The following is a 25,225-nucleotide window of genomic DNA, read 5'->3' as shown; positions in this document are numbered from 1 at the left end:
ACGGGACGCGGCCGGCGCCGGGCGCGGTTGCCGGTCCGGCCGCGTCTCACCCGTACGACACACGTACGAAAAGCGGACGCGGCGCGGACCTCGTGGGCGCGGGCGAGGCGTCGGCGCGGCCTACGCGGTGAAGTCGGCCGCCGCCAGCAGCGCGGTGTCCGGGTTGTCGGAGAAGATGCCGTCGATTCCGGTCGCGAGGTACGCCTTGAGGGCGCCGAAGACGTCCCCGTAGGCGGCCGGGTCGGTGCCGCGGCGGAAGTCGGCGGGCAGGAAGCTGTTCTCGTTGCGCGAGGTGTACGGGTGCAGGATCAGGCCCTTGGCGTGCGCGTCCCGGACCAGGGTGGTGGGCCTGCCCAGCTTGCCCGCGGCGTCCTTGGGGATGACCAGGTCGAGCGAGGGGCCCAGGCCCTGCGCGAAGCCCGCGATCCACTTCAGGCCCTCGGGCTTGATCAGGTCGGCGACGGTGCGCGGGTCGCCGGAGGTGACGAAGTCGTACGGGCGGGAGGTGAGGCCGCCCTCCAGCAGGACGACGCGCGGCGCGTCCACCAGCTTGGCGAGCCGCTGGAGGCTGGTCGGCTCGAAGGACTGGAGGAAGTTCGGGGAGTGCTTCTTGTGCCGGCCGTACTTGCGCAGGAGGCGGGCGAGCGGCTCCTCGGTGCCCAGGCCCAGGCTCCGGAAGTAGGTGGGGTGCTTGGTCTCGATGTGCAGCCAGACCGGGCGGCCCCGCCTGCGGCCCTCCCGGTCGGCCCAGCGCAGCACCTCCTCCATGGTGGGGATCTGCCAGCGGCCGTCGTAGAGGGTGTTGCGCGGGCGGATCGCCGGGATGCGCTCCTTGGCGCGCAGCGTCCGGAGTTCGGCGAGCGTGAAGTCCTCGGTGAACCAGCCGGTTATCTCGACGCCGTCGACTCTCTTGGTCGCCTTGCGGGAGGCGAACTCGGGGTGCGCGGCGACGTCCGTGGTGCCCGTGATGTCGTTCTCGTGCCGGCAGACGAGGTGGCCGTCCTTGGTCGGGACGACGTCCTGCTCGACGACGTGGGCGCCCATGTCGAGGGCGAGCTGGTAGGAGCCGAGGGTGTGCTCGGGCCGGTACCCGCTGGCGCCCCGGTGCCCGACGACGGTCGGTACGGGCAGCCCCCGGTAGCCGGGGCCGCCGTGGCCGGACCCGCCGCGCCCGGGATTGCCGTGGCCGGCCGCGTTCGCGGTGCCGGACAGGCCCAGGGCCGCTCCGCCCGCGCCGAGTACCGCCGCGCCCAGCAGCGTCCGGCGGCCGGGTCCGGACTGCGCACCGTGTGTCATGGAATCTCCTTGGCTGTGAGAGGTCTACGACGTAAAGACTGGGGGGCCTGGACGGTACGCACCGGAAACGCAGGTCAACAGTGCGTATCCAGTTGGTGAACCCGATGTGCGATCAAAGGCGACCCGCGAGTATCGTCCTCACCTGCACCGACCCGCGTAAACCTCGTCGGACCACTCAAGCATCACGACTTCGGAGGAACCGTTGTCCCGTCTCGCGCTCATCAAGGCAGTGCTCGGACCGATCCTGCGTCTGATGTTCCGCCCCCGGGTGGAAGGCGCCGAGAACATTCCGGGGACGGGCCCGGTCATCCTGGCCGGGAACCACCTGACGTTCATCGACTCCATGATCATGCCGATCTGCCTGGACCGCCCGGTGCACTACATCGGCAAGGACGAGTACGTCACCGGCAAGGGCGTCAAGGGCCGTCTGATGGCCTGGTTCTTCACCAGCTGCGGCATGATCCCGGTCGACCGGGACGGCGGTCGCGGCGGCGTCGCGGCGCTCATGACGGGCCGCCGGGTGCTGGAGGAAGGCAAAATGTTCTCCATTTACCCGGAGGGCACCCGCTCCCCCGACGGCCGCCTCTACCGGGGCCGTACCGGTATCGCCCGTCTGACCCTGATGACGGGTGCGCCGGTGGTGCCGTTCGCGATGATCGGCACCGACAAGATCCAGCCGGGCGGCGCGGGCCTGCCGCGCCCCGGCAAGGTGACGGTCCGGTTCGGCAAGCCGATGGAGTTCTCCCGCTACGAGGGCATGGACCGCGACCGCTACGTGCTGCGGGCGGTGACCGACTCGGTGATGTCCGAGGTCATGCAGCTGTCGGGCCAGGAGTACGTGGACATGTACGCGACCAAGGCGAAGGCGGCCTGACGCACCGGGCAAGCACGCGATACGCGACGAGGGCCCGCCGGAGAGATCCGGCGGGCCCTTCCGCGTCCGTGCGCGGCCTCCCGGTCAGTGCTCGATGCCCTCTTCGAGCTTCTGTCCGCGCAGCATGAACCAGGCCGCGGTGGCCGTCGCGAACAGCACCAGCGCGCCGACCAGGGCCGCCGTCTGGAAGCCGTCGGTGAAGGAGTCCCGGGCGGATTCGAGCAGGGGTCCCGCCAGGTCGCGGGGCAGTTCGGCGGCGGACTCGACGGCGCCGCCGAGCGAGTCGTGGGCGGCCGTGGAGACGTGGGCGGGGACGCCGTCGGGGACCGGGAAGCCCCGGTAGATGCCGGTGACGATGGAGCCGAGCAGGGCGATGCCGAGGGCCGCGCCGAGTTCGTACGCCGTCTCGGACACCGCGGACGCGGCGCCCGCCTGCTCCTTCGGGACGCTGGAGAGGATGACGTCGGCGGTGACCGTGAAGGCCAGGCCCGCGCCCAGTCCGCCCAGGAAGAGGGCACAGCCCAGTGCCACGACCCCGGTGTCGGAGGTCAGCAGGGTGCACGCGGCCAGGGAGAGGCCGACGGCGGTCAGTCCGCCCGACACCGCGAGCCGTACCGAGGTGCGGCGGGCCAGGATGCCCGCGGACAGGCCCGCGCCCACCGCGCCGACGGCCGCCGGGAGTTCGATGAGTCCCGCCTGCAGCGGCGAGCGCTCCTGGACCAGTTGGAGGAACTGGGAGAGGAAGAAGACCAGCCCGGACAGGCCGAGGATGGTCAGCAGGTCGGCCAGGACGGCACCGGAGAAGCCGCGGTGCTGGAAGAGCCGCATGTCCAGCAGCGGGGAGGGCAGGGTGCGTTGGCGCCGTACGAACCAGTACAGCGCGCCCACTCCGACGACGGCCGCGACGGCGATGTCCCAGCGGAAGCCGTGCACGGCGGCCTCCTTGATCGCGTACACGACGGAGACCATGCCGACCAGCGAGAGCAGCACGCTGAGCAGGTCCCACGGGCCGGGCGCCGGGTCCTTGGACTCGGGCAGCAGCTTGATGCCGACGACGACGAGGACGGCCATGACGGGGAGGTTGATGAGGAAGACCGAACCCCACCAGAAGTTTTCGAGGAGGAACCCGCCGACGACCGGTCCGACGGCCGCACCGGCGGAGGCGGCGGCGCCCCAGATGCCGACGGCGAGGCTGCGTTCCTTGGGGTCGTGGAAGATGTTGCGGATCAGGGCGAGCGTGGAGGGCATCAGGGTCGCACCGGCGACACCGAGCAGCGCGCGGGCCACGATCATCATCTCGGGGCTGGTGGCGTACGCGTTGAGCACGGACACCGCGCCGAACGCGACGGCACCCGTCAGCAGGAGCTTCTTGCGGCCGATCCGGTCGCCGAGGCTGCCCATGGAGACCAGCAGGCCCGCGATGACGAACGAGTAGACGTCACCGATCCACAGCAGCTGGGTGCCGGACGGCTTGAGGTCCTCGCTCAGGAACGGGGTCGCGAGGCCGAGCACGGTCGCGTCGACGGCGACCAGGAGCACGGCGAGTACGAGTACGGCGAGGGCCAGCCAGCGGCCGAAGCTGGATATCGGCTCGGGCCCCTGGTCCGCGGCCCGCTCGCGCCGATCGGTGCTTGTCATTTCTCCACGCTCCGCCGTGCGCCGCCGAGCAGCAACTCGACGATCATGTACGAGAAGTCCTTCTTGGCGCTGCGGCCGTCCAGGACGGACCACGAGGCGGACGAGACGAGTCCGTACAGCGCGTCGGTGAGCCAGGCGGGGCTGAGGTCGATGCGGAACTCGCCGTCCTGCTGGCCGCGCCGGAAGAGGGCGGCGAGTCGGAGGTCGATCCGGTCCCAGCCCTCGTTCTGGTCGCCCTCGAAGAGCTGGTTCTCGGTGATGAGGAAGGCCATCAGGCCGGCGCTGGGTTCGACGGCGGCGACCAGCCGGCGGACGGCGTCGGTGGCCGTCCCCTCGTCGAGCCGCGCGGCGTCCAGGGCGGCGTGCATCTCCCGGAGGCAGAACTCCTCCAGCGCCTTGATGAGCGCGTCCCGGCCGGCGAAGTGCCGGTGCAGGGTCGCCCGCCCGATGCCGGCGGCGCGGGCGACCTCGTCCATGGTGGAGGTGGCTTTGCGGGTGAGGAGGGCGGCGGCGGAACGCAGGACGTGTTCGCGGTCGACTGTCATGAGACGAGGGTATACCGAATGAGACGTTGATGTCTCATGGGGGCGGGTGGAGGTGCCGCTGCGGGGCGGGGGTGCCCGCGCGGGGTGCCGCCGCGGGGCGCCCGTCGGACGGTGTCGCGCCTGCGGCGGGCCTTCACCCCGCCCCGCCCCTTCCCTGGACCGCTTGCCGCGGGGCCGGGGGGGGTTCCGCGGGAGCGTTGTGGTTGCTCGCGCAGTTCCCCGCGCCCCTGGGAGGGGGGTTACTGCTTGGCGGTGGACCAGGCCTGCTGGGTGGCCAGGTCCGTCTTGAGTTCGGCCAGTTGGGCGGCGACCGCCGAGGGGGCCGTGCCGCCGCGGCCGTTGCGGGAGGCGAGGGCGCCGGGGACGTTCAGGACGGTGCGGACCTCCGGCGTCAGGTGCGCGGAGATCTTGGCGAACTGCTCGTCCGTCAGCTCGTCCAGCTCGATGCCCGCCTTCTCGCACTCCTTGACGCACTCCCCCGCCACCTCGTGCGCGACCCGGAACGGGACCCCCTGCTTGACCAGCCACTCCGCGACGTCCGTGGCGAGCGAGAAGCCCGCCGGAGCCAGCTCCTCCATGCGCTCGCGGTGGACGGTGAGGGTGGCCATCATGCCGGTGAAGGCGGGCAGCAGGACCTCCAGGGTGTCGCAGGAGTCGAAGACCGGCTCCTTGTCCTCCTGGAGGTCGCGGTTGTACGCCAGCGGCAGCGCCTTCAGCGTGGCCAGCAGGCCGGTGAGGTTGCCGATGAGGCGGCCCGACTTGCCCCGCGCCAGCTCCGCGATGTCCGGGTTCTTCTTCTGCGGCATGATCGAGGAGCCGGTCGAGAAGGCGTCGTGGAGGGTGACGAAGGAGAACTCCTTCGTGTTCCAGATGATGACCTCCTCGGCGATCCGGGAGAGGTTGATCCCGATCATCGCGGTGATGAAGGCGAACTCGGCGACGAAGTCGCGGGACGCCGTGCCGTCGATGGAGTTGCCGGCCGAGCCGTGCTCGAAGCCGAGGTCGGCGGCGACCGCCTCCGGGTCCAGGCCGAGCGAGGAGCCGGCGAGCGCGCCGGAGCCGTAGGGCGACACCGCGGTGCGCTCGTCCCACTGCCGCAGCCGTTCGGCGTCCCGGGAGAGCGGCTGCACATGGGCCAGGACGTGGTGCGCGAACAGCACCGGCTGGGCGTGCTGGAGGTGGGTGCGGCCGGGCATCGCCACGTCCGGGTGCGCCTCGGCGAGACCGATCAGGGCCTCCTGGAGTTCGGCGATCAGTCCGCCGATGATCCGGGCGTGGTCGCGGAGGTACATCCGGAAGAGGGTGGCGACCTGGTCGTTGCGGGAGCGGCCCGCCCGCAGCTTGCCGCCGAGGTCGGGGCCGAGGCGCTCCAGGAGGCCGCGCTCCAGGGCGGTGTGCACGTCCTCGTCGGCGACGGTGCCGACGAACGAGCCGTCGGCGACGTCCGCCGCGAGCTGGTCGAGCCCGGCGAGCATCCGGGTCAGCTCGTCGGCCGTGAGCAGCCCGGCCTTGTGCAGGACACGGGCGTGGGCGCGGGAGCCGGCGATGTCGTAGGGGGCGAGCCGCCAGTCGAAGTGGACGGACGCGGACAGCTTGGCCAGGGCCTCGGCCGGGCCGTCGGCGAACCGGGCGCCCCAGAGCCGTACATCACCGGTGTTGCTGCTCACAGCTGTTGCTCCTCGGAAGATCGCGAAAGGTGTGGTGCCGGAGGGGGCGTGCCCCGTGGGCGGTGCGGAAAGGTGGTGCCGAAGGGCCGGGTGCGACGCCGCCTCCCCGCGCGGAGGAACGGGGAGGCGGCAGGTTCAACGAGCGGCCTCAGCCGAGGTCGCGCCGGGCAGGGGTCCGGCCGGGGGCGGCGGCGGTGTCCGATCCGTCCGGGCGGACTGGTGCGACGCGCTCGGTCACTGCTCTCTCCTTACGGCTTTCGGCTGCTCGGCACGGAGGGGGACGCGGACCGTACGGTCCGGGTGGTGAGGGTTCATACGGTGTTAGGCATAACTATGCAGTCCGCCGTATGGATTGTCAAAGCCCCCGTCCCCGTACCTCCGGTGCTCCGTCGGCGGGCGCCTCGGGAGGCGAGTCGGCGACCGAGCCGTAATGCTGGGGAAGATCCCGGGCAGGCTCGGTAGCAGCGATCAACGGACAGCTCTACGGACACACGGACCTGCGGACGTCGTACAGAGGCGAAGGAGCGGTGGACACCATGACGCGACCGAGGATTGTGGTGGTCGGCGCAGGCTTCGTCGGCATCGAGTGCCTGCACAGGCTGGAGCGCAAGCTCGCCCCGCGCGACGCCGAACTGATCCTGATCTCCCCCCACGACTACCAGCTCTACCTCCCCCTCCTCCCCCATGTGGCGGCAGGCGTCCTCACCCCGCAGTCGGTGGCCGTCTCGCTGCGCCGCAGGCTGCGCCGTACGAAGATCGTGCCCGGGGTGGCCATCGGCATCGACGCGAAGGCCAAGGCGTGCATCGTGCGCAGGGCGACGGGCGAGGTGACCGTCAAGCCGTACGACCACCTGGTCATCGCCGCCGGTTCCACCACCCGCACCTTCGACATCCCCGGCCTCACCGACCACGCGCTGGGCGTGAAGACGCTCGCCCAGGCCGCGTACATCCGTGACCACGTGATCGCCCAGCTGGACCTGGCGGCGGCCACCACGGACCAGGAGGAGCGGGCCGCGCGCCTGCAGTTCGTGGTCGTCGGCGGCGGGTACGCGGGCGTGGAGACGGCCGCCTGTCTGCAACGCCTCACCACCAACGCCCTCAAGCGCTATCCGCGGCTGGACCCGACCCTGGTCCGCTGGCACCTGGTGGACGTGGCCCCGCGCCTGCTGCCCGAACTGGGCGAACGCCTGGGCGTCAAGGCGATGGCGATGCTGCGCGAGCGCGGGATCGAGTTCTCGCTGGGCACGTCGGTGGCCGCGGTCGAGGAGACGAGCGTCAAGCTCACCGACGGCCGCACCCTCCCCTCGCGCACGCTGATCTGGACCGCGGGCGTCGCCGCCAGCCCGCTGGTCACCACGATCGGCGCGGAGACCCAGCGCGGCCGGATCACCGCCACCAACCAGCTGACCGTCCCCGGCTTCGACGGCCTGTACGCGGCGGGCGACGTGGCCGCGGTCCCGGACGACGCCAAGGGCGGCGACGCGATCTGCCCGCCGACGGCACAGCACGCCCAGCGCCAGGGCAAGGTCCTGGCGGACAACATCATGGCGAACCTGCGCGGCACCCCGCTGCGGCCCTACCACCACAAGGACCTGGGCCTGGTCGTGGACCTCGGCGGCGCCGACGCGGTCTCCAAGCCGCTGGGCATCGAACTCCACGGCCTCCCGGCCCAGGTGGTGGCCCGCGGCTACCACGTCATGGCCCTCCCGACCTTCACCGCCCGCACCCGCGTCCTGGTCAACTGGGGCCTGAACGCGGTCGCCGGCGACGACTTCGTCCGCACCGACTTCCAGGACAGCGCCCGCCCGAAGACGCTCCAGGAGTTCGAGCGCACCAAGGCCTACCTCTCCCCGGAGGAGGTACGGGAACACAGCGCGATGCTGAACACCCGGTCGTAGGCCCCCGGAGCGGGTGCGGGACCGCCGCCCGGCGCCCGCCGCCCGTCCGGCCCAAGGAGCACATCTCGACCGGCGTCGACGGCCTGCCGGGACCGCCGTTGCCGCTGCCGCCCCGTAACGTCCGAGGATGATCCTGCCGCGCACCGCCGCTGTGGCCCTCGCCTCGCTCGCCCTCGCCGTCGTCTCCCCCGCCTCCGCCTCCTTCGAACGGCCGCTGCCCGCGCGGATGGCCGACACCGGCGGAGGCCGGCAGCTGATCACCGCCGTCGCCGCGGACCCGGCCGCCACCACCGGCACCGTGACCTGGTGGGACCGGCGGCCGGGCGGGAAGTGGGTGGCCGCGGGGTCGGCGGCGGCGCGGTTCGGGGCGGGCGGGCTGGCCGAGGGCGCGAGCAGGCGGCAGAACACCGCCACCACCCCGACCGGCCTGTACGGGCTGCCGTACGCGTTCGGGACCCAGCCCCCGCCGCCCGGCACCCGGGTCGCGTACCGCAGGATCGGCCCGCGGTCGTGGTGGTGCCAGGACAACGCCTCGCGCGCGTACAACCGGTGGGTGGAGGGGCTGCCCCGCGACTGCCGGGCGGGCGAGGCGGAGAAGCTGGACTCGTACCGCACGCAGTACGCGCACGCGCTGCTCGTGGACTTCAACTACCACCGGCCGGTGCGCGGCCGGGGCGCGGGCATCTTCCTGCACGTCAACGGGCGTGCGGCGACGGCAGGCTGTGTGTCGGTGCCGGCCGGTGCCATGCGGCGCATCCTCTCCTGGGCCGATCCGGCGCGGGCCCCGCACCTCGCCGTCGGGACCGCCGCCGGAGACACCGCCATCACCCGCTATTGACCGCCTTTAGCCCCGTTGGTCCGGGATTTGTTGTAGGGACCACATATCGAGACGGTGTTGCGCGGGCCGCCCGGCGGGGCGTTGCATCACGCCGTGAGTACCGAAACCCGCACCGCCCCCACCAGCGACAACGGCACCGACCGGGCCGCCCGCCGCGCCGTCACCGTCTTCCCCGTGCTCGTCCTCGTGGCGGGCGCGCTGGGCCTGCTCCTCCCGGACACCTTCGCCGGGTGGAAGACCTCGGTGCCCTATCTGCTGGGCGTCGTGATGTTCTGCATGGGCCTGACGATGACCCCGCTCGACTTCAAGGGCGTCGCCAGGCGGCCGTGGGCGGTGGCGCTCGGACTCGTGGCGCACTACGTGATCATGCCGGGGCTCGGCTGGCTGATCGCCCACGCGCTGGACCTGTCGCCGCAGCTCGCGGCCGGCGTCATCCTGGTCGGCTGCGCGCCGAGCGGCACCGCGTCCAACGTCGTGACCTACCTGGCGCGCGGCGACGTGGCGCTCTCGGTGTCCGTGGCGACGGTCTCCACCGTGCTGGCCCCGCTGGTCACCCCGCCGCTGACGCTGCTGCTCGCGGGCGAGTACCTGCCGGTGGACGCGGGGTCCATGGTCGAGGACATCCTCAAGACCGTGCTGCTGCCGGTGATCGCGGGACTGCTGGTACGGCTGGTGGCCGGGCGGTACGTGGACCGGGTGCTGGGCGCGCTGCCCTGGCTGTCGGCGGCGACCATCGCCGTGATCGTGGCGGTCGTGGTGGCGGGCAGCGCCGCCGCGATCAAGTCGGCCGCACTGGTCGTGCTGGTCGCGGTCGTCCTGCACAACGGCCTCGGCCTCGCGCTGGGGTACGGCGCCGGACGGCTGGCCAGGCTCGGCCGGCCCGCCAGCCGGGCGATGGCCTTCGAGGTCGGCATGCAGAACTCCGGGCTCGCCGCCTCGCTGGCCACCGCCCACTTCAGCCCGCTGGCCGCACTGCCGTCGGCGGTGTTCTCGGTGTGGCACAACGTCTCGGGTGCGCTGGTCGCCGCCTGGATGTCGTACCGCAGCAGGAAGCAGGAGGAACGGGCGGGCGCGGAGCGGCCGGAGCGGACGGGCGCGGAGGACACGGGCGCGGAGGGCACGGGCGCGGAGGGCACGGCGGACGCCGGGGCCTGACAGACCGACAGGTCCCCCGGCCGGACCCGGCACCGTCCTTCGGCCGGTCCGGCCGTTCCCTCCGGGGTGTCTAGCGTTCCTTCTGGGCCAGTCGCAGCAGGTGGTCCGCCAGTGCCTGGCCGCCCGCCGGGTCGCGGCTGATCAGCATCAGGGTGTCGTCGCCCGCGATGGTGCCGAGGATCGCCCGCAGCTCCGCCTGGTCGATGGCCGAGGCCAGGAACTGGGCGGCGCCCGGCGGAGTGCGCAGCACCACCAGGTTGGCGGAGGCCTCCGCGGAGATCAGCAGTTCCGCGGAGAGGCGCCGCATCCGCTCCTCCTTGGCGGACTCCCCCAGCGGTGCCTGCGGGGTGCGGAAGCCGCCCTCACTGGGCACCGCGTAGATCAGTTCGCCGCCGGTGTTGCGGATCTTCACCGCGCCGAGCTCGTCGAGGTCGCGGCTGAGCGTCGCCTGGGTGACGCTCAGCCCGTCGTCGCTGAGCAGCTTGGCCAGCTGGCTCTGCGAGCGCACCGGCTGCCGGTTCAGGATGTCCACGATCCGGCGGTGGCGTGCGGTCCGGGTCTGCGGTACCGCGGGCCCGCCGTTGCCGTGCTCGTTGTCCCGCGCCTGCGCCTCGGTCATCGTCGTCATTCTCCGGATCGTTGGTCCCCGTGTGCTGCGGCGTTCGCCTCGTCGAGGATGCCGGGCAGGGCCCCGAGGAACGCGTCCACCACTTCGTCACCGATGGTCAGGGCCGGCATCAGCCGGACGACATCGGGGGCGGGCGCGTTCACCAGGAAACCGGCGTCCTGAGCCGCCTGCTGCACCTGGGGAGCGAGGGACTCGGTCAAGACGATACCCAGGAGCAGGCCCTCGCCCCGGACATGGGAGACCAGCGGGTGGCCGAGTGACTGGATCGCGTCGCGCAGCCGGCCGCCGGTCCGCTTGGTCGCGTCCAGCAGTCCGTCGGCCGTGATCGTGTCCAGGACGGCGAGTCCGGCGGCGCAGGAGACGGGGTTGCCGCCGAAGGTGGAGCCGTGGTGGCCGGGCTTGAGGAGGTCGGCGGCCGGTCCGTGCACGATCGTCGCGCCGAGCGGGAGGCCGCCGCCCAGGCCCTTGGCGAGGGTGACGATGTCCGGGTCGATGCCTTCCTCGGCCTGGTGGGCGAGCCAGTGCCCGGTCCGGCCGATGCCGGTCTGCACCTCGTCGAGGACCAGCAGGGTGCCGGTGGCGCGGGTGATCTCCCGGGCGGCCCGCAGATAGCCGGGCGGCGGCACCACGACACCGAGTTCGCCCTGGATGGGCTCGATGACCAGCAGTGCCGTGTCCTCGGTGACCGCTTCCCGGAGCGCTTCCACGTCTCCGTACGGTACGTGCGTGACGTCGCCGGGCAGCGGCAGGAACGGCTCCCGCTTGCCCTGCTGGCCGGTGAGGGCGAGCGCGCCCATGGTGCGGCCGTGGAAACCGCCGACGGTGGCGACCATGTGGCCCCGGCCGGTGAGCCGGCCGATCTTGAAGGCGGCCTCGTTGGCCTCGGCGCCGGAGTTGCAGAAGTAGACGCGGCCCGGCCGGCCGGAGATCTCGATCAGCCGCTCGGCGAGCGCGACGGGCGGTTCGGCGACGAAGAGGTTGGCGACGTGGCCGAGCGAGGCGATCTGCTCGGAGACGGCCCGGACGATCGCGGGGTGGGCGTGGCCGAGGGCGTTGACCGCGATGCCGCCGACGAAATCGGCGTATTCCTTGCCGTCGGCGTCCCAGAGGCGGGAGCCCTCGCCGCGGACCAGGGCCAGGCCGGGGGTGCCGTAGTTGTCGGTCATGGCGCCCTGCCACCGGCCGATGAGTGCGGCGTTGCTCATGATTCCCCCTGGGAAGACAGGCTGTCCGGTACGTGCGCGTCGGGTGCGGCGGGCTCGTCGGGCACGACCATCGTGCCGATGCCCTCGTCGGTGAAGATCTCCAGCAGGATCGAGTGCTGCACCCGGCCGTCGATGACCCGGGCGGTCTGCACCCCGTTGCGCACGGCGTGCAGGCAGCCGCGCATCTTGGGGACCATTCCGCTGGCCAGGTCGGGCAGGAGCTTCTCCAGCTCGGTGGCGGTGAGGCGGCTGATCACGTCGTCGCTGTGCGGCCAGTCCTCGTAGAGGCCCTCGACGTCGGTGAGGACCATCAGGGTTTCGGCGTCCAGCGCCGCAGCGAGTGCCGCAGCCGCCGTATCAGCATTGACGTTGTAGACATGTCCGTCGTCCTGGGAGCGGGCGATCGAGGAGACGACCGGGATGCGGCCGTCGGCGAGGAGCGCTTCGATCGCGCCGGTGTCGATCGCGGTGATCTCTCCGACCCGGCCGATGTCGACGGCCTCGCCGTCGATCTGCGGGAAGTGCTGGGTGGCGGTGATGGTGTGCGCGTCCTCGCCGGTGAGGCCGACGGCGAGCGGGCCGTGCTGGTTGAGCAGCCCGACCAGTTCGCGCTGCACCTGCCCGGCGAGCACCATCCGTACGACGTCCATCGCCTCGGGTGTGGTGACCCGCAGGCCCGCCTTGAACTCGCTGACGATGCCCGCCGCGTCGAGCTGCCTGCTGATCTGCGGGCCGCCGCCGTGCACCACGACGGGGCGCAGCCCGGCGTGGTGCAGGAAGACGACGTCCTGCGCGAAGGCGGCCTTCAGTTCCTCGTCGACCATGGCGTTGCCGCCGAACTTGATGACGACGGTCTTGCCCTGGTGGCGGATCAGCCAGGGCAGCGCCTCGATGAGGATCTGCGCCTTGGGCAGCGCGGTGTGCTTGCGGGCGGTGGGCTTGGCTCCGGGGCCGCCGGTGCCCGGCGCGGGGCTGGGTTCGCTGCTCATGAGGAGTACGCGCTGTTCTCGTGGACGTAGTCGGCGGTGAGGTCGTTGGCCCAGATGACGGCGGACTCGGTGCCTTCGGCGAGGTCGGCGGTGATCCTGATCTCGCGGTAGCGCATGTCGACGAGGTCGCGGTCGTCGCCGACGGAGCCCTTCTTGCAGACCCAGACGTCGTTGATGGCGACGTTCAGCTCGTCGGGGTCGAAGGCGGCCTTCGTGGTGCCGATGGCGGAGAGCACCCGGCCCCAGTTGGGGTCCTCGCCGTGCAGGGCGCACTTGAGGAGGTTGTTGCGGGCGATGGACCGGCCGACCTCGACGGCGTCGTCCTCGGTGGCCGCGTTGATCACCTCGATCCGGATGTCCTTGCTGGCGCCCTCGGCGTCGCCGATGAGCTGCCGGGCGAGGTCGTCGCAGACGGTGCGTACGGCCGCCGCGAACTCCGCGTGCTCCGGGACCACTCCGGCCGCCCCGGAGGCGAGCAGCAGCACGGTGTCGTTGGTGGACATGCAGCCGTCGGAGTCGACCCGGTCGAAGGTCTGCCGGGTGGCGTCGCGCAGCGCCGCGTCGAGCACGGGGGCTTCGAGGTCGGCGTCGGTGGTGAGCACGACGAGCATGGTGGCGAGCCCGGGGGCGAGCATGCCCGCGCCCTTGGCCATGCCGCCGACGGTCCAGCCCTCGCCCTGGAAGACGGACGTCTTGTGCACGGAGTCGGTGGTCTTGATGGCGATGGCGGCCTTCTCGCCGCCGTGCACGGACAGCTCGGCCGCGGCCTTGTCGATCCCGGGGAGGAGCTTGTCCATGGGGAGGGTGACGCCGATGAGGCCGGTGGACGCGACCGCGACCTCGCCCGCACCGATCTCCAGCACCTCGGCCACCTTCTCGGCGGTGGCGTGGGTGTCCTGGAAGCCCTGGGGGCCGGTACAGGCGTTGGCGCCGCCGGAGTTGAGGACGACCGCGGCGATCTGCCCGCTCCTGAGCACCTGCTCGGACCAGCGGACCGGGGCGGCCTTGACGCGGTTGGTGGTGAAGACGCCCGCGGCGGCTCGGCGCGGCCCGGTGTTGACCACGAGGGCCAGATCCGGGTTGCCGTTCGCCTTGATCCCGGCGGCGATGCCCGCCGCCGTGAATCCCTGTGCTGCCGTGACGCTCACGGTGCGACTCCGATCGTGTTGAGACCCGTGGACTCTGGCAGTCCGAGGGCGATGTTCATGCTCTGCACCGCGCCGCCGGCGGTGCCCTTGGCGAGGTTGTCGATGGCGCTGACGACGACGATGCGCCGGGCTGCGGCGTCGTACGCGACCTGGATCTGCACGGCGTTGGAGCCGTACACGGCGGCGGTGGCGGGCCACTGCCCCTCGGGGAGGAGGCGTACGAACGGCTCGTCCGCGTACGCCTTCTCGTACGCGGCCCGTACGTCGTCCCCGCTCACTCCGGGCCTGGCCTTCGCGCTGCTGGTGGCGAGGATGCCGCGGGGCATCGGGGCGAGCGTCGGGGTGAAGGAGACGGTGACCCGCTCCCCCGCGACGGCGCTGAGGTTCTGGATCATCTCCGGGGTGTGCCGGTGGCCGCCGCCGACGCCGTACGGGGTCATGTTGCCCATCACCTCGGAACCGAGCAGGTGCGGCTTGGCGGCCTTGCCCGCGCCGGAGGTGCCGGACGCCGCGACGATCACCGCCTCCGGCTCCGCCAGGCCCGCCGCGTACGCCGGGAACAGCCCGAGCGAGACGGCCGTCGGGTAGCAGCCGGGCACCGCGATGCGCCGGGACCCGGCCAGCGCGGCGCGCGCGCCCGGCAGTTCGGGCAGGCCGTAGGGCCAGGTGCCGGCGTGCGGGGAGCCGTAGAACTTCTCCCAGTCGGCGGCGTCCGTCAGCCGGAAGTCGGCTCCGAGGTCGACCACCAGCACGTCGTCGCCGAGCTGCTCGGCGACCGCGGCGGACTGGCCGTGCGGCAGCGCGAGGAAGACCACGTCGTGCCCGGCGAGCACCTCGGCGGTGGTCGGCTCCAGTACCCGGCCGGCCAGCGGCGCGAGGTGCGGCTGCACGCTGCCGAGCGGCTGTCCGGCCTGCGAGTGCGCGGTCAGGGCGCCGATCTCCACGCCGGGGTGCACGAGCAGGAAGCGCAGGAGCTCACCGCCCGCGTATCCGCTCGCCCCGGCCACTGCTGCCCGTACCACCATCGAAATGCCTCCTCGTCGATGGCATGACTATACGTATGCACGCAGTTTTATGCAAAGAGTTTCGCGGCGGACGCGTCGGCGGACCGCCGCGGCCGGGGCGGCCGGGGCGGCCGGATCACTGTCGCGCGGGGGTCAGCGCCAGTAGCCGGTGAAGGTGACGGCGTCCTTGCCGAAGCCCCGGTCGGCGACCAGGTGGCGGCGCACACCGGTGGCGAGCTTCTGGGCGCCGGCGGTCCACGCGTAGCCGGGCCCGGCCGGGAGGTCGGCGGCGCGGAGCGCGGCGAGCGCCGTCTCCCCGACGGGGACGCCCCGCTCCCTGGTCAGCCAGCGCACCGTGGCGCCCGGGAGGGACCGCACGGGCTGGGCGTCCTCGGGGTGCGGCAGCTCGACGAACACCTCGGTGGGGAGGTCGTCGGTGAGCGAGCCGAGGATCCCGAGGACGGCGGGCAGCGCGCTCTCGTCGCCGACCAGCAGCCGCCATCGCGTGTCCGCGGGGGGCCGGTAGGTGATGCCCTCGTCGAAGATGCCGAGCTCGTCACCGGGGGACGCGTCCCGGGCCCATGCGGAGGCGGGGCCGAGTTCGCCGTCGGCGTCCTCGTGGAGGACGAAGTCGACGTCGAGTTCGGGGCCCTCGCCGTACTCGCCCTCGGCGCGGTACTGGCGCACGGTGTAGTTGCGGCCGATCGGACGGGTGTCCTTGGACATGAGCATGTACTCGGCGACCCAGAGCCCATTGGTCCGCTTCGGCAGCCGGAGCACACCCGCGGCCGTGGACAGGAAGACGCGGAACCACTGGTCGTAGCCCATCGGCACGAAGCGGCGCAGCGCCTCGCCGCCGAGGGTGACGCGGACGAAGTTCGGGCTGATCCGCTTGCGGGCGACCACGCTCGGGACGAGGAACTCCCGCCGCTCGGGCTTGCAGTACTTTCCGTCCTTGGCCATCCCGCCCACCCTCCCGCGAACTTAGGTTAGGCAAACCTAACAGCACTCCAGCTCGGCAGGTACCCGACGGAGCGCCCGGAAAGCCTTGTTGACGGAATTGCGCCTGTTGCCCGTGGGGCGCACGAGGTTACAGTGCGGCGGCCCGGACACCCCGGGGGAAATGAGGCGGGCCCGTGGAACACGTGATGCTGGCGTGCCGCGTACTGATCGGATGCGTGTTCGTGGCTTCCGCGGCGAGCAAGCTGCTGTCGGCCGCGTCGTTCCGGTCGTTCGTGACCGCGACCCGTGACATGGCGGTTCCCGCCGCGCTCGCTCCCGCCGTGGCGGTGGGCGTGGTGGCGGGCGAGTGCGCCTCGGTGCTGCTGCTGGTGCTGTGGCCCGGCGGGGTGGCAGGCCTGATCGTGGCGGGAGTGCTGCTGGTGGGGTTCACCGCCGGGATCGCGGGCGTGCTCCTGCGGGGCAAGGACCAGTCCTGCAACTGCTTCGGTTCCACCACGGCGCCGATCGGCCCCCGCCACGTGGTGCGCAACGCGGCACTGCTGGCCGTGGTCGCGGCCGGGCTCCTGAGCCGGACCGCCGGACCGGGCCAGACGCACGTGGCGGGCGTGCTGGCGGCCGTCGCCGTCGGGCTGATCGGGGCGGTGCTGGTGCTGTCCACCGACAACCTGGCCGAGCTCTTCACCAAGGGGACCGGGACGACGGAGACGGCCGGGGCCACGGAGAACACCGGGGCGACCGGGACCGCCGAACCCGGAACCGCCGGGCAGCGGCCCGTGCCCGACGACGGCCGGACCGCCGGGGCCACCGACCGCCGCTGACGGACACGGCCGGCCGGCCCGCCTGCCGGGGCCCCGGCGCCACTGCCCCGCCGGCGGGTCGTAGCGCGTACTGCCCGTGGAGCAGCGCACCGGCCTCCTCGGGTACGACGACCCGCGGGCGGATTCCGCCGAGGCTGTACGTCATGACCACGACCCGTGCCCCCGGCTCCCGCACCCTGCGCCCCGTCGAGCGCGACTGCCTCGTGACCGGCCTGCTCCTGATCGCGTCCGGCCTGCTGCACCTGGCGGTCTTCGCCGTGGACGGCGGGCCCTGGACCGGTCCGGTGTCCTGGCGCAAGCCGGTGACGTTCGGGCTGTCCTTCGGGGTGACGCTGCTCGCGGTGGCATGGGTGGCGTCGTACCTGCGGATCGGCGGGCGGACCCGGACGGTGGTGCTCGGGCTGTTCGCGGCGGACTGCGTGCTGGAGGTCGGCGGGATCACCCTCCAGGCGTGGCGGCACGTGCCCTCGCACCTCAACATGGAGTCCGCCTTCGACTCCGTGGTGTCGATGTCGCTGGCCGTGGGCGGCGGACTGCTGGTGGTGCTGCTGACGGTGCTCGCGGTGGCCGCCTTCCGGCACCGGCCGGCCGGACCCGCCGGGATGGCGCTCGCGCTGCGGGCGGGGTTCGCGATCCTGCTGGTGGGGCTGGCGTCCGGGGCGGCGATGATCGCCCGCGGAGTGATCCTGACCAGGACCGGGCACCAGCTGGACGCGTACGCCTCCACGGCCCCGCTGAAGCCGCTGCACGGGGTGAGCCTGCACGCGGTCCTGGTGCTGCCCGCGCTGGCGTGGCTGATGGCCGAGGGCACGGCGTGGAGCGCGGAGGTACGGGAGCGGGTGGTGGCGGCCGGCGTGTGGGCGTACGGCGCGGCGGTACTGGGAGCGGCGGCCTGGGGGCTGCTCGCGTAGCCGCCCGGACACGCGCCCCCACGTCCGTGCGTCCGTGTGCCCCCGCACCCGGGAACGGCACTGCCCCGGCCGGTGAAGTACCGGCCGGGGCAGTGCTGGTGACGCTGCGTCAGTGACGCGGGGGCGTTGCTCAGCCGAGCAGCGACAGCGTCTCGTTCAGCGTCTTCGACGGGCGCATGACGGCGGACGCCTTGGCCGGGTCGGGCTGGTAGTAGCCACCGATCTCGGCCGGGGAGCCCTGCACCGCGATGAGCTCGGCGACGATGGTCTCCTCCTGCTCGGCGAGGCGCGCGGCGACCGGGCCGAAGGCCTCGGCGAGCTTGGCGTCGTCGCTCTGCCCGGCCAGCTCCTGGGCCCAGTACAGGGCGAGGTAGAAGTGGCTGCCGCGGTTGTCGATGCCGCCGAGCTTGCGGCTCGGGGACTTGTCCTCGTTGAGGAAGGTGCCCGTGGCGCGGTCCAGGGTGTCGGCGAGCACCTTGGCGCGCGCGTTGCCCGTGGAGGTGGCGAGGTGCTCGAAGGAGACGGCCAGCGCGAGGAACTCGCCGAGCGAGTCCCAGCGGAGGTAGTTCTCCTTGACGAGCTGCTGGACGTGCTTCGGGGCGGAGCCGCCGGCGCCGGTCTCGAAGAGGCCGCCGCCGTTCATCAGCGGGACGACGGACAGCATCTTGGCGCTGGTGCCCAGCTCCAGGATCGGGAAGAGGTCCGTGAGGTAGTCGCGCAGCACGTTGCCGGTGACGGAGATGGTGTCCTCGCCGCGGCGGATGCGCTCCAGGGAGTAGGCGATGGCCTTGACCGGGGCCATGATCTCGATGGTCAGACCGTCGGTGTCGTGGTCGCCCAGGTACTTCTTGACCTTGGTGATGAGCTGCGCGTCGTGGGCGCGCTCCTCGTCCAGCCAGAACACGGCCGGGACGCCGGTGGCGCGGGCGCGGGTGACGGCCAGCTTGACCCAGTCCTGGATCGGCAGGTCCTTGGTCTGGCACATCCGGAAGATGTCGCCGGCGCCGACGGCCTGCTCGATGAGCGCGGTGCCGGAGGCGTCCACGACGCGGACGGTGCCGGTGGTGGCGATCTCGAACGTCTTGTCGTGGCTGCCGTACTCCTCGGCCTTCTGCGCCATCAGACCGACGTTGGGCACGGAGCCCATGGTCGACGGGTCGTAGGCACCGTGGGCGCGGCAGTCGTCGATGACGACCTGGTAGATGCCGGCGTACGAGGAGTCCGGGATGACGGCGAGGGTGTCGGCCTCGTTGCCGTCCGGGCCCCACATGTGGCCGGAGGTGCGGATCATGGCCGGCATCGAGGCGTCGACGATGACGTCGGACGGCACGTGCAGGTTGGAGATGCCCTTGTCGGAGTCGACCATCGCGAGGGCCGGGCCCTCGGCGAGCTCGGCGTCGAAGGAGGCCTTGATCTCCTCGCCGAAGTGCGGGAGGGACTCCAGGCCCTTGTAGATGCCGCCGAGACCGTCGTTCGGGGTCAGACCGGCGCCGATGAGCACCTCGCCGTACTTGGCGAAGGTCTTCGGGAAGAAGGCGCGGACCACGTGGCCGAAGATGATCGGGTCGGAGACCTTCATCATGGTGGCCTTGAGGTGCACGGAGAAGAGCACGCCCTCGGACTTGGCGCGGGCGAGCTGCGCGGTGAAGAACTCGCGCAGGGCGGCGACGCGCATCACGGAGGCGTCGACGACCTCACCGGCGAGGACCGGGACCGACTCGCGCAGCACGGTGGTGGTGCCGTCGTCACCGGCCAGCTCGATGCGGAGCGAGCCCGCCTCGGCGATGGTGACGGACTTCTCGGTGGAGCGGAAGTCGTCGGCGCCCATGGTGGCGACGTTCGTCCGGGACTCCGGGGTCCACTTGCCCATGCGGTGCGGGTGGGCCTTGGCGTAGTTCTTGACCGAGGCGGGGGCGCGGCGGTCGGAGTTGCCCTCGCGCAGGACCGGGTTGACGGCGCTGCCCTTGACCTTGTCGTACCGGGCGCGGACGTCCTTGTCCTCGTCGGTCTGCGGGTCGTCCGGGTAGTCCGGGAGGGCGTAGCCCTGGCCCTGGAGCTCGGCGATCGCGGCCTTCAGCTGCGGGATCGAGGCCGAGATGTTGGGCAGCTTGATGATGTTGGCGCCGGGCGTCTTGGCCAGCTCGCCGAGCTCGGCGAGTGCGTCATCGATACGCTGCTCCTCCTTCAGGCGCTCGGGGAAGCTCGCGATGATGCGGCCGGCCAGCGAGATGTCGCGGCTTTCGACCGAGACACCGGCCGTGGAGGCGTAGGCCTCGACGACGGGCAGGAACGAATACGTCGCGAGGGCCGGGGCCTCGTCGGTGTGCGTATAGATGATGGTCGAGTCAGTCACCGGGTACTCCGCTCCACGTCTGCAACATTGCTTGACGTCAAGATATCTCGTGCGGGTGGGTGGGGTGGTGACGGGGGCGGTTTGCGGGGGTGCGGACAGCCGGGTTGTCCCCTCCCGGGGCCGGGGAGGGGAACTGCGCGCACTCTCAGTCCACCGTCCCCACCAGATCCAGCCCCGCCAGCCTCTCCCGGTCCGCCAGGATGTTGATCTCCACGATCCGTCCCTCCACCACCGTGAAGTCCATGACCGACAGCGCCCGGCCCGCCACGACCGTGACCAGCCCCGGTGCCCCGTTGACCTGTGCCGTCTGCGCGTACTGGGCGAACTGCGCGAACATGAGCGCGTTGGAGACCACCTCCCGGGCCCCCCGCACGAACCGCGACGCCTTCGGCATCCCCGGGCCCGCGTCGGCGCGCAGCACGCACTCCGGGGCCAGCAGCGCCAGCAGCCCGTCGAAGTCGCCGCCCCGGGACGCTGCCAGGAACGCCCCGACCACCTTCCGCTGCCGGTTCGCGTCCGTGTCGGGCGCGGGCGCGGTGCCCTGGACCCGGCGGCGGGCCCGGCTCGCCAGCTGCCTCGTCGCCGCGGGCGTACGGTCCACCAGCGGGGCGATCTCCTCGAACGGCACCGCGAACATGTCGTGCAGGACGAACGCCAGCCGTTCCGCGGGCCCCAGCGTCTCCAGCACCACCAGCAGCGCCAGCCCCACCGAGTCCGCGAGCACGGCCTGCTGCTCGGGGTCGGTCTCCTCGCGCCGTACGACCGGGTCGGGCACGTGCGTGTCGGCGAGCGGGTCGAGCGGATCCTCTCGGCGCGACGTGCGCGACCGCAGCTGGTCGAGGCAGACCCGGGCGACGACGGTGGTCAGCCAGCCGGGCAGGTTGTCGATGGAACCGGCGTCCTGGCGGCCGAGCCGCAGCCAGGCCTCCTGCACCGCGTCCTCCGCCTCGCTGGCGGAACCCAGCATCCGGTAGGCGACCCCGCGCAACCGGTCCCGGTTCTCCTCGAACCGCGCCGCCATGAAGTCCGCCGCGCTCGGCCCGGCCGTGTTCTCCCCCGCCACGTCGCTTCTCCGCTCGTCTCGCACTGGCTCCGGCACCACAGGCTCGCTCTCCTCGTCGTGGGTCTCGCTCGTACGACGATCCCCGGACGCGGAATGTGACGGCGCGGCTCCCGTGCCCGTGCCCGGCGCCCGCCGGGACCGCGCGGGACCCCTGCGGCGGGGAGCGGCTACGGGGCCGTGCCCACCAGCCGCACCGTCCCGGCGATCTTGCGTACGGTCGCGTCCGGCACCTCGTCCGGCACCCCCTTCGCGCCGACGAAGGTCCAGGACGCCAGGGCGCCGTCGGGGCGCGGGAAGGCGAAGGCGGTGACCTTGCCGTCGGTGTCGCACTTGGCCCGCTTGGGCACGCCGGCCGAAGCGGCCGTCACCAGGCTGCCCCTGAGCCCCGAGCTGGTCGTGAACGGCTGGGCGGGACCGGCCTTGGCCCTGCTCCGGTCGGGCTGGGTGTACAGGCCGTAGAGCCACTGGCTCGCGTTGTTGCGGGCCGCCTCGTCGGTGCTGGACGCGGTGCGTTCGCCGCGCGAGCCCGCCGAGGCGAGCGCGTGGGCTCCCCCGCTGCCGTCCGCCGGGGCGTCGGCGGGGACGCACCACTTCTCCTTGAGCACGCCGGGCGCGGCGAAGGCGACGATGGGCTTGTCCTCCGGGTCGTCCTTCTCGGCGGCCCAGCTGACCCAGTCCGTCGACCGGCGTTCCCACTGCGGCGGTACGTCGAAGGCGACGCCCAGTTTGGGGTTCACCACCGTCTTCCAGCCCGGAACCAGCGGCTTCGGGTCGCCCGACTTCTCCCGTACGGTGCTGGGCGCGGCGTCCGGCTGCGCGGACCGCGCACCGGTGGCGGCCGGTGTGGACAGCGCCTTGTCGTCCTTGGCGGCGTCGTCCTTGCCGCCGTGCACCAGGACCACGGTGACGGCGCAGGCGACGACCACGACGGCCGCGGCAGCGACGACGACGGTGGTGGTCCTCCGCCCGCCGCCACCGCCGTTGCTTCCGCCGCCGTTGCTTCCGCCGTTGGCGCCACCGCCGCCGCTGCCGCCCGGCGGCGCGGCGTACGGGCCCTGCTGGGTGGGCTGGTTCGGCAGGCCCGGGTGTGACGGTTGCAGATACGGATTGTTCGGCTGGTGCTGCGGGTACTCTCCGGCCCCCGACGGCTGCTGTCCTTGCCACATGGGTAGCAACCATAGACACCGGCCCCGACTGCCCCACCGGCCCCATGGGTTCGCCGTTCTCAGGCTCCCGGCAGGCGGTCCAGGAAGCCCTTGACCGAGGCGATCCTGCCGTCCTCGGCGAGTGTGACCACGTCGAAGCCCGCCGCGGGCGCCGAGCCGTCCGCCCGGGAGACCAGGTCCCAGGTGAAGCGGACCAGGTCGTGGTGGCCGTCCGGGGTGCCGGTGAGGGCGAACTCGAAGCCGGGGAACTGGGCCTGTGCCCCGGCTATCGCCGCGACCAGCCCCGCGTGCCCCCGCACGTCGGCGAGCGGGTCGGTGTAGGTGGCGTCCTCGGTGAAGGCGTCGGCGACGGCCTTCGCCAGGTCGTCGGGGCCGGTGGTGGTGTTCCAGGCGGCGAAGTAGCGCTGGACGGCGGTCTCGTACGCGTGCGTGGTCATCGGTTGCCCTCTCGTCTGCGGTCCCGCACCGCGCGGTCCCTGTCCACGCCCCTACGGTCTCCCAGCCGCGGCACGGGGTCGATTACCTCAGGGGTAACGCCGCACGTCCCGGCTCCGCCCGTGCCACCTGCTGCGCCTCAGGCCGCGCCCCGGCTCCTCCCCCGGCCGCGTCCCGCCTCCTCCTCCGGCCGGTCAGCGCGCCTCCGGGTCGTAGTCCACCGCGCGCCACAGCTCGCGCGGCGGCCCGCTCGCCGCCGGTGCGCCCCAGATCCGTACCGTCGCCTCGTCGGCCGGGTCGTACGGCGACCAGCCCGGGTCGCCGGTGGCCGCGAAGGCCGCCCAGGCGCCCACCAGTTGGGCCGAAAGACCGTCGTCCCCGGGGGCGGGCGGGCCGCCGATCAGGAAGGCGAGGCGGGGGTCGTGGTGGTTGCCGAAGGCGAAGGGGATGTCCGCGCAGTGCCAGGCGCGTGCCGTCACCCGGCCGTCGGCGTCGGTGCGGCGGCGGGCGAAGCGGGAGTGGAAGGTGCGGCCCCCGGCCCGGACGTGGGCGTCGGCGACGCGGTTGCTGTACTCGGCGAAGTACAGGTCGCCGATGAGGGCGAGGTAGAGGTCCTGGAGGGGAGCGTCCGGCAGCCGTTCGCGGTAGCGCTCGACGAGCGCCCGGGGCAGGCCGAAGTCGGCCCGGAAGGAGTCCAGTTGCTCCTCGTCGGTGATCTTCACGCTCTGGCCGACGGCGTCCATCAGCCAGTACTCCTCGGTGGTGTGGCAGACCAGCAGGTCGATGCCGGCGACGGGGGCGGACGCGTGCGCGGCGAGCGGGTCGGCGGGCAGGGTCGTGCCGTCGGCGACCGGCCCGTAGAGGACCTCGTCGTGGTGGCGGGCGCCGAAGCCGGGGTCGCCGTGCAGGGTTTCGGAGACCTTGTCGGACGCGGCGACCAGGGCTCGCGGGGAGGCGGAGAGAAGGCCCTCGACGGTGGCGGGCACACCGGCCGCCGCCGCGACCCAGGCGGTGTTCCCGGCCGCGGTGACGGGCGAGATGCAGGGGCCGACGGCACTGTGCGCGACGGCCCGCCGGAACAGCCCGCGGGCCTCCTCCATCAGCATCAGGCAGACGGCGGAGGTGGCGCCCGCCGACTGTCCGGCGACGGTCACCCGCTGCGGGTCGCCGCCGAAGGCCGCGATGTTCGCCCGCACCCAGCGCAGCGCCGCCGCCTGGTCGAGGAGGCCGCGGTTCTCCGGGTACGGGGTGCCGGTCCCGCCTCCGGGAAGGTGCCCGAACCCCTCGAAGCCGAGCCGGTAGTTGACCGTCACCACCACGAGTCCGGCCCGTGCCGGCACCGTGCCTTCGAAGTCGGGCTGGGCGGACGAGCCGAAGGTGTAGGCACCGCCGTGCAGCCACACCAGTACCGGCAGAGCGCCCCGGTCCTGCTCCGGGCTCCCCTCCGGGGCCCAGACGTTCAGGGTGAGGACGTCCTCGTCGCCGGGCACCCAGGAGGGGGCGCCGGGCAGCTCGGCGGACTGCGGGGAAATGGGCCCGAAGGCGGTGCAGTCGCGGACGCCGTCCCAGGGCGCGGGCGGCTGCGGGGCCCGGAACCGGTGCGGGCCGAACGGCGGGGCGGCGTACGGGATGCCGAGGTAGGCGGCGATGCCGGGGGCGGGCCGCAGACCGCGCACCGTGCCGTCGCGGACCTCGACGGTGGGCGCCCCGGCACGGGACGCCTCCGGCTCCTCCGCCGCGCCCGGCCCCGCCGATGTCCCGGCTGCCCGCGATTCCTGGGGCTTTCCCGGTTCCCCCTCCTTGGCCCGCTCCCCCTGCGCCACCTCCCGCGTCCACCGCACCTCGCCGTCCAGCACGGTGTCCGTCGGCCGCAGTCCGAGGGCGCGGGCCACCGCCTGGGAGGCCCGGTGGCCGGGGTGGATGTGGGCGCGCAGTTCCCGGATGCCGGGCCGGGCGGCCAGTCGGCCGGCCAGTCCCGCGGCGGCCTCGGTGGCGATGCCCCGGCCCTGCCAGTCGGTGCCCACCACCCAGGCCAGCTCGGCCACCTCGCCGGTGACCGTGGCCTGCACCGTCCCCGTCAGCCGCCCTTCGCCGCGCAGCCGCACGACCCAGTTCAGCCAGTCGGTGCCCGGGTCGGGAGCCCCGCGCAGCTGGCGCTCGTACCGGGCGCGCAGGGCGTCCTCGCACAGCGGCACACCGCCCGTGAAGGTGTGCAGCGCGGGGTCGGCGAGGACCTTCGCCATCTCCGGCGCGTACTCGAGCGCCAGCGGCAGCAGGTCGAGGCGGTCGGTGGTGATGGCCTCGGGGTGCGGGACCGCGCGGTGCGCGACCGCGGGGTCCTGGGCCGCGGGCCACGACGCGTCGGGCAGCTGGGGCATGGGTTGTTGATCTCCGTCCGTCGGTGTCCGGTCACGGTAGCCGTCCCGCGGGACGCCCTCCACGCAATTGACGGGCCCGACAAGGAGCGGGTGACAGGGCCCCACAAGGAGCGGGCGGCAGTGGGGCGGCAAGGGGCGAGCCGTCGCAGCGGGCGCGACCGCCCCGCGCACTTCGCACGCTCCCACCCCACTTGACCGTTTCGTTGCGGTACGACGTCTTCTGGTGGGCGCTCGGACGGCCGTAGGCTCCAGC

Annotated in this window: 21 protein-coding genes; 6 read left to right on the top strand and 15 right to left on the bottom strand. The window is 72.8% G+C overall.

The genetic code is table 11. The features are described 5' to 3' along the window. Nucleotides 1-120: 120 nt before the first annotated feature. Nucleotides 121-1,296, bottom strand: a complete 1,176-nt coding sequence (locus ACFYVL_RS25135) for a glycerophosphodiester phosphodiesterase (protein ID WP_389248456.1) — start codon at nt 1,294-1,296, stop codon at nt 121-123. Nucleotides 1,297-1,498: 202 nt separating this feature from the next. Between ACFYVL_RS25135 and ACFYVL_RS25130 the strand changes: the two genes are divergently transcribed. Next, nucleotides 1,499-2,170, top strand: coding sequence for a lysophospholipid acyltransferase family protein (locus ACFYVL_RS25130; RefSeq protein ID WP_389248454.1), 672 nt, complete (start codon nt 1,499-1,501; stop codon nt 2,168-2,170). Nucleotides 2,171-2,254: 84 nt separating this feature from the next. Here the strand turns inward: ACFYVL_RS25130 and ACFYVL_RS25125 are convergent, their stop codons facing one another. From ACFYVL_RS25125 to argH, 3 genes are all read right to left on the bottom strand, one after another. After that, on the bottom strand, nt 2,255-3,808 hold the full coding sequence (locus ACFYVL_RS25125; RefSeq protein ID WP_389248452.1) for an MFS transporter: 1,554 nt from the start codon (nt 3,806-3,808) through the stop codon (nt 2,255-2,257). Continuing rightward, nucleotides 3,805-4,353: a TetR/AcrR family transcriptional regulator gene (locus tag ACFYVL_RS25120; RefSeq protein ID WP_389248450.1), complete on the bottom strand. Its 549-nt coding sequence runs from the start codon at nt 4,351-4,353 to the stop codon at nt 3,805-3,807. Before ACFYVL_RS25120 ends, ACFYVL_RS25125 begins: the two co-directional genes overlap by 4 nt. Nucleotides 4,354-4,592: 239 nt before the next feature. Continuing rightward, nucleotides 4,593-6,020: an argininosuccinate lyase gene (argH, locus tag ACFYVL_RS25115; RefSeq protein WP_389248448.1), complete on the bottom strand. Its 1,428-nt coding sequence runs from the start codon at nt 6,018-6,020 to the stop codon at nt 4,593-4,595. 536 nt (nt 6,021-6,556) lie between these two features. Here argH and ACFYVL_RS25110 point away from each other — a divergent pair. The 3 genes from ACFYVL_RS25110 (at nt 6,557) to ACFYVL_RS25100 (ending at nt 9,911) form a co-directional block, all read left to right on the top strand. Continuing rightward, a complete protein-coding gene (locus ACFYVL_RS25110; protein ID WP_389248446.1) occupies nt 6,557-7,918 on the top strand; it encodes an NAD(P)/FAD-dependent oxidoreductase in 1,362 nt (453 codons plus the stop codon). Nucleotides 7,919-8,045: 127 nt separating this feature from the next. Beyond that, a complete protein-coding gene (locus tag ACFYVL_RS25105; protein ID WP_389248444.1) occupies nt 8,046-8,756 on the top strand; it encodes a L,D-transpeptidase in 711 nt (236 codons plus the stop codon). Nucleotides 8,757-8,849: 93 nt separating this feature from the next. After that, nucleotides 8,850-9,911: a bile acid:sodium symporter family protein gene (locus tag ACFYVL_RS25100; RefSeq protein WP_389248442.1), complete on the top strand. Its 1,062-nt coding sequence runs from the start codon at nt 8,850-8,852 to the stop codon at nt 9,909-9,911. 70 nt (nt 9,912-9,981) lie between these two features. Here the strand turns inward: ACFYVL_RS25100 and ACFYVL_RS25095 are convergent, their stop codons facing one another. From ACFYVL_RS25095 to ACFYVL_RS25070, 6 genes are all read right to left on the bottom strand, one after another. Further along, nucleotides 9,982-10,530, bottom strand: a complete 549-nt coding sequence (locus tag ACFYVL_RS25095) for an arginine repressor (RefSeq protein WP_389248745.1) — start codon at nt 10,528-10,530, stop codon at nt 9,982-9,984. A 5-nt stretch (nt 10,531-10,535) separates the two neighbouring features. Beyond that, nucleotides 10,536-11,744: an acetylornithine transaminase gene (locus tag ACFYVL_RS25090; RefSeq protein ID WP_389248440.1), complete on the bottom strand. Its 1,209-nt coding sequence runs from the start codon at nt 11,742-11,744 to the stop codon at nt 10,536-10,538. After that, on the bottom strand, nt 11,741-12,733 hold the full coding sequence (argB, locus tag ACFYVL_RS25085; protein ID WP_389248438.1) for an acetylglutamate kinase: 993 nt from the start codon (nt 12,731-12,733) through the stop codon (nt 11,741-11,743). Before argB ends, ACFYVL_RS25090 begins: the two co-directional genes overlap by 4 nt. Then, complete coding sequence (gene argJ, locus ACFYVL_RS25080; protein WP_389248436.1) at nt 12,730-13,881, bottom strand: bifunctional glutamate N-acetyltransferase/amino-acid acetyltransferase ArgJ; 1,152 nt, start codon at nt 13,879-13,881, stop codon at nt 12,730-12,732. The genes argB and argJ overlap by 4 nt, the downstream gene beginning before the upstream one ends. Continuing rightward, nucleotides 13,878-14,906, bottom strand: coding sequence for an N-acetyl-gamma-glutamyl-phosphate reductase (gene argC / locus ACFYVL_RS25075; protein ID WP_389248434.1), 1,029 nt, complete (start codon nt 14,904-14,906; stop codon nt 13,878-13,880). The genes argJ and argC overlap by 4 nt, the downstream gene beginning before the upstream one ends. A 132-nt stretch (nt 14,907-15,038) precedes the next feature. Then, nucleotides 15,039-15,848, bottom strand: coding sequence for a siderophore-interacting protein (locus ACFYVL_RS25070; RefSeq protein ID WP_389248432.1), 810 nt, complete (start codon nt 15,846-15,848; stop codon nt 15,039-15,041). A 173-nt stretch (nt 15,849-16,021) separates the two neighbouring features. Between ACFYVL_RS25070 and ACFYVL_RS25065 the strand changes: the two genes are divergently transcribed. Both ACFYVL_RS25065 and ACFYVL_RS25060 read left to right on the top strand, forming a co-directional pair. Then, complete coding sequence (locus tag ACFYVL_RS25065; RefSeq protein WP_389248430.1) at nt 16,022-16,666, top strand: MauE/DoxX family redox-associated membrane protein; 645 nt, start codon at nt 16,022-16,024, stop codon at nt 16,664-16,666. 143 nt (nt 16,667-16,809) lie between these two features. Continuing rightward, nucleotides 16,810-17,577: a hypothetical protein gene (locus tag ACFYVL_RS25060; RefSeq protein WP_389248428.1), complete on the top strand. Its 768-nt coding sequence runs from the start codon at nt 16,810-16,812 to the stop codon at nt 17,575-17,577. 130 nt (nt 17,578-17,707) lie between these two features. Here ACFYVL_RS25060 and ACFYVL_RS25055 read toward each other — a convergent pair whose 3' ends face one another. The 5 genes from ACFYVL_RS25055 to ACFYVL_RS25035 form a co-directional block, all read right to left on the bottom strand. Then, nucleotides 17,708-19,930: an NADP-dependent isocitrate dehydrogenase gene (locus ACFYVL_RS25055; RefSeq protein WP_389248426.1), complete on the bottom strand. Its 2,223-nt coding sequence runs from the start codon at nt 19,928-19,930 to the stop codon at nt 17,708-17,710. A 145-nt stretch (nt 19,931-20,075) separates the two neighbouring features. Next, entirely contained in the window at nt 20,076-20,951 is an 876-nt protein-coding gene (locus ACFYVL_RS25050; protein WP_389248743.1) for a sigma-70 family RNA polymerase sigma factor, read from the bottom strand. 209 nt (nt 20,952-21,160) lie between these two features. Continuing rightward, entirely contained in the window at nt 21,161-22,159 is a 999-nt protein-coding gene (locus ACFYVL_RS25045) for a hypothetical protein (protein ID WP_389248424.1), read from the bottom strand. A gap of 59 nt (nt 22,160-22,218) precedes the next feature. Further along, nucleotides 22,219-22,596, bottom strand: a complete 378-nt coding sequence (locus ACFYVL_RS25040) for a nuclear transport factor 2 family protein (protein ID WP_389248422.1) — start codon at nt 22,594-22,596, stop codon at nt 22,219-22,221. A 192-nt stretch (nt 22,597-22,788) separates the two neighbouring features. Then, the gene (locus ACFYVL_RS25035; protein WP_389248420.1) at nt 22,789-24,972 is read right to left on the bottom strand and encodes a GNAT family N-acetyltransferase; all 2,184 of its coding nucleotides are present in this window, start codon (nt 24,970-24,972) and stop codon (nt 22,789-22,791) included. Between the last annotated feature and the right edge of the window lie 253 nt (nt 24,973-25,225).

This window comes from Streptomyces sp. NPDC004111 (genome assembly GCF_042874215.1).
In the GTDB taxonomy this organism is placed as follows: Bacteria; Actinomycetota; Actinomycetes; order Streptomycetales; family Streptomycetaceae; genus Streptomyces.
Note: the sequence above shows the minus strand (reverse complement) of the source record. Positions and strands in the feature narration are given on the sequence as shown.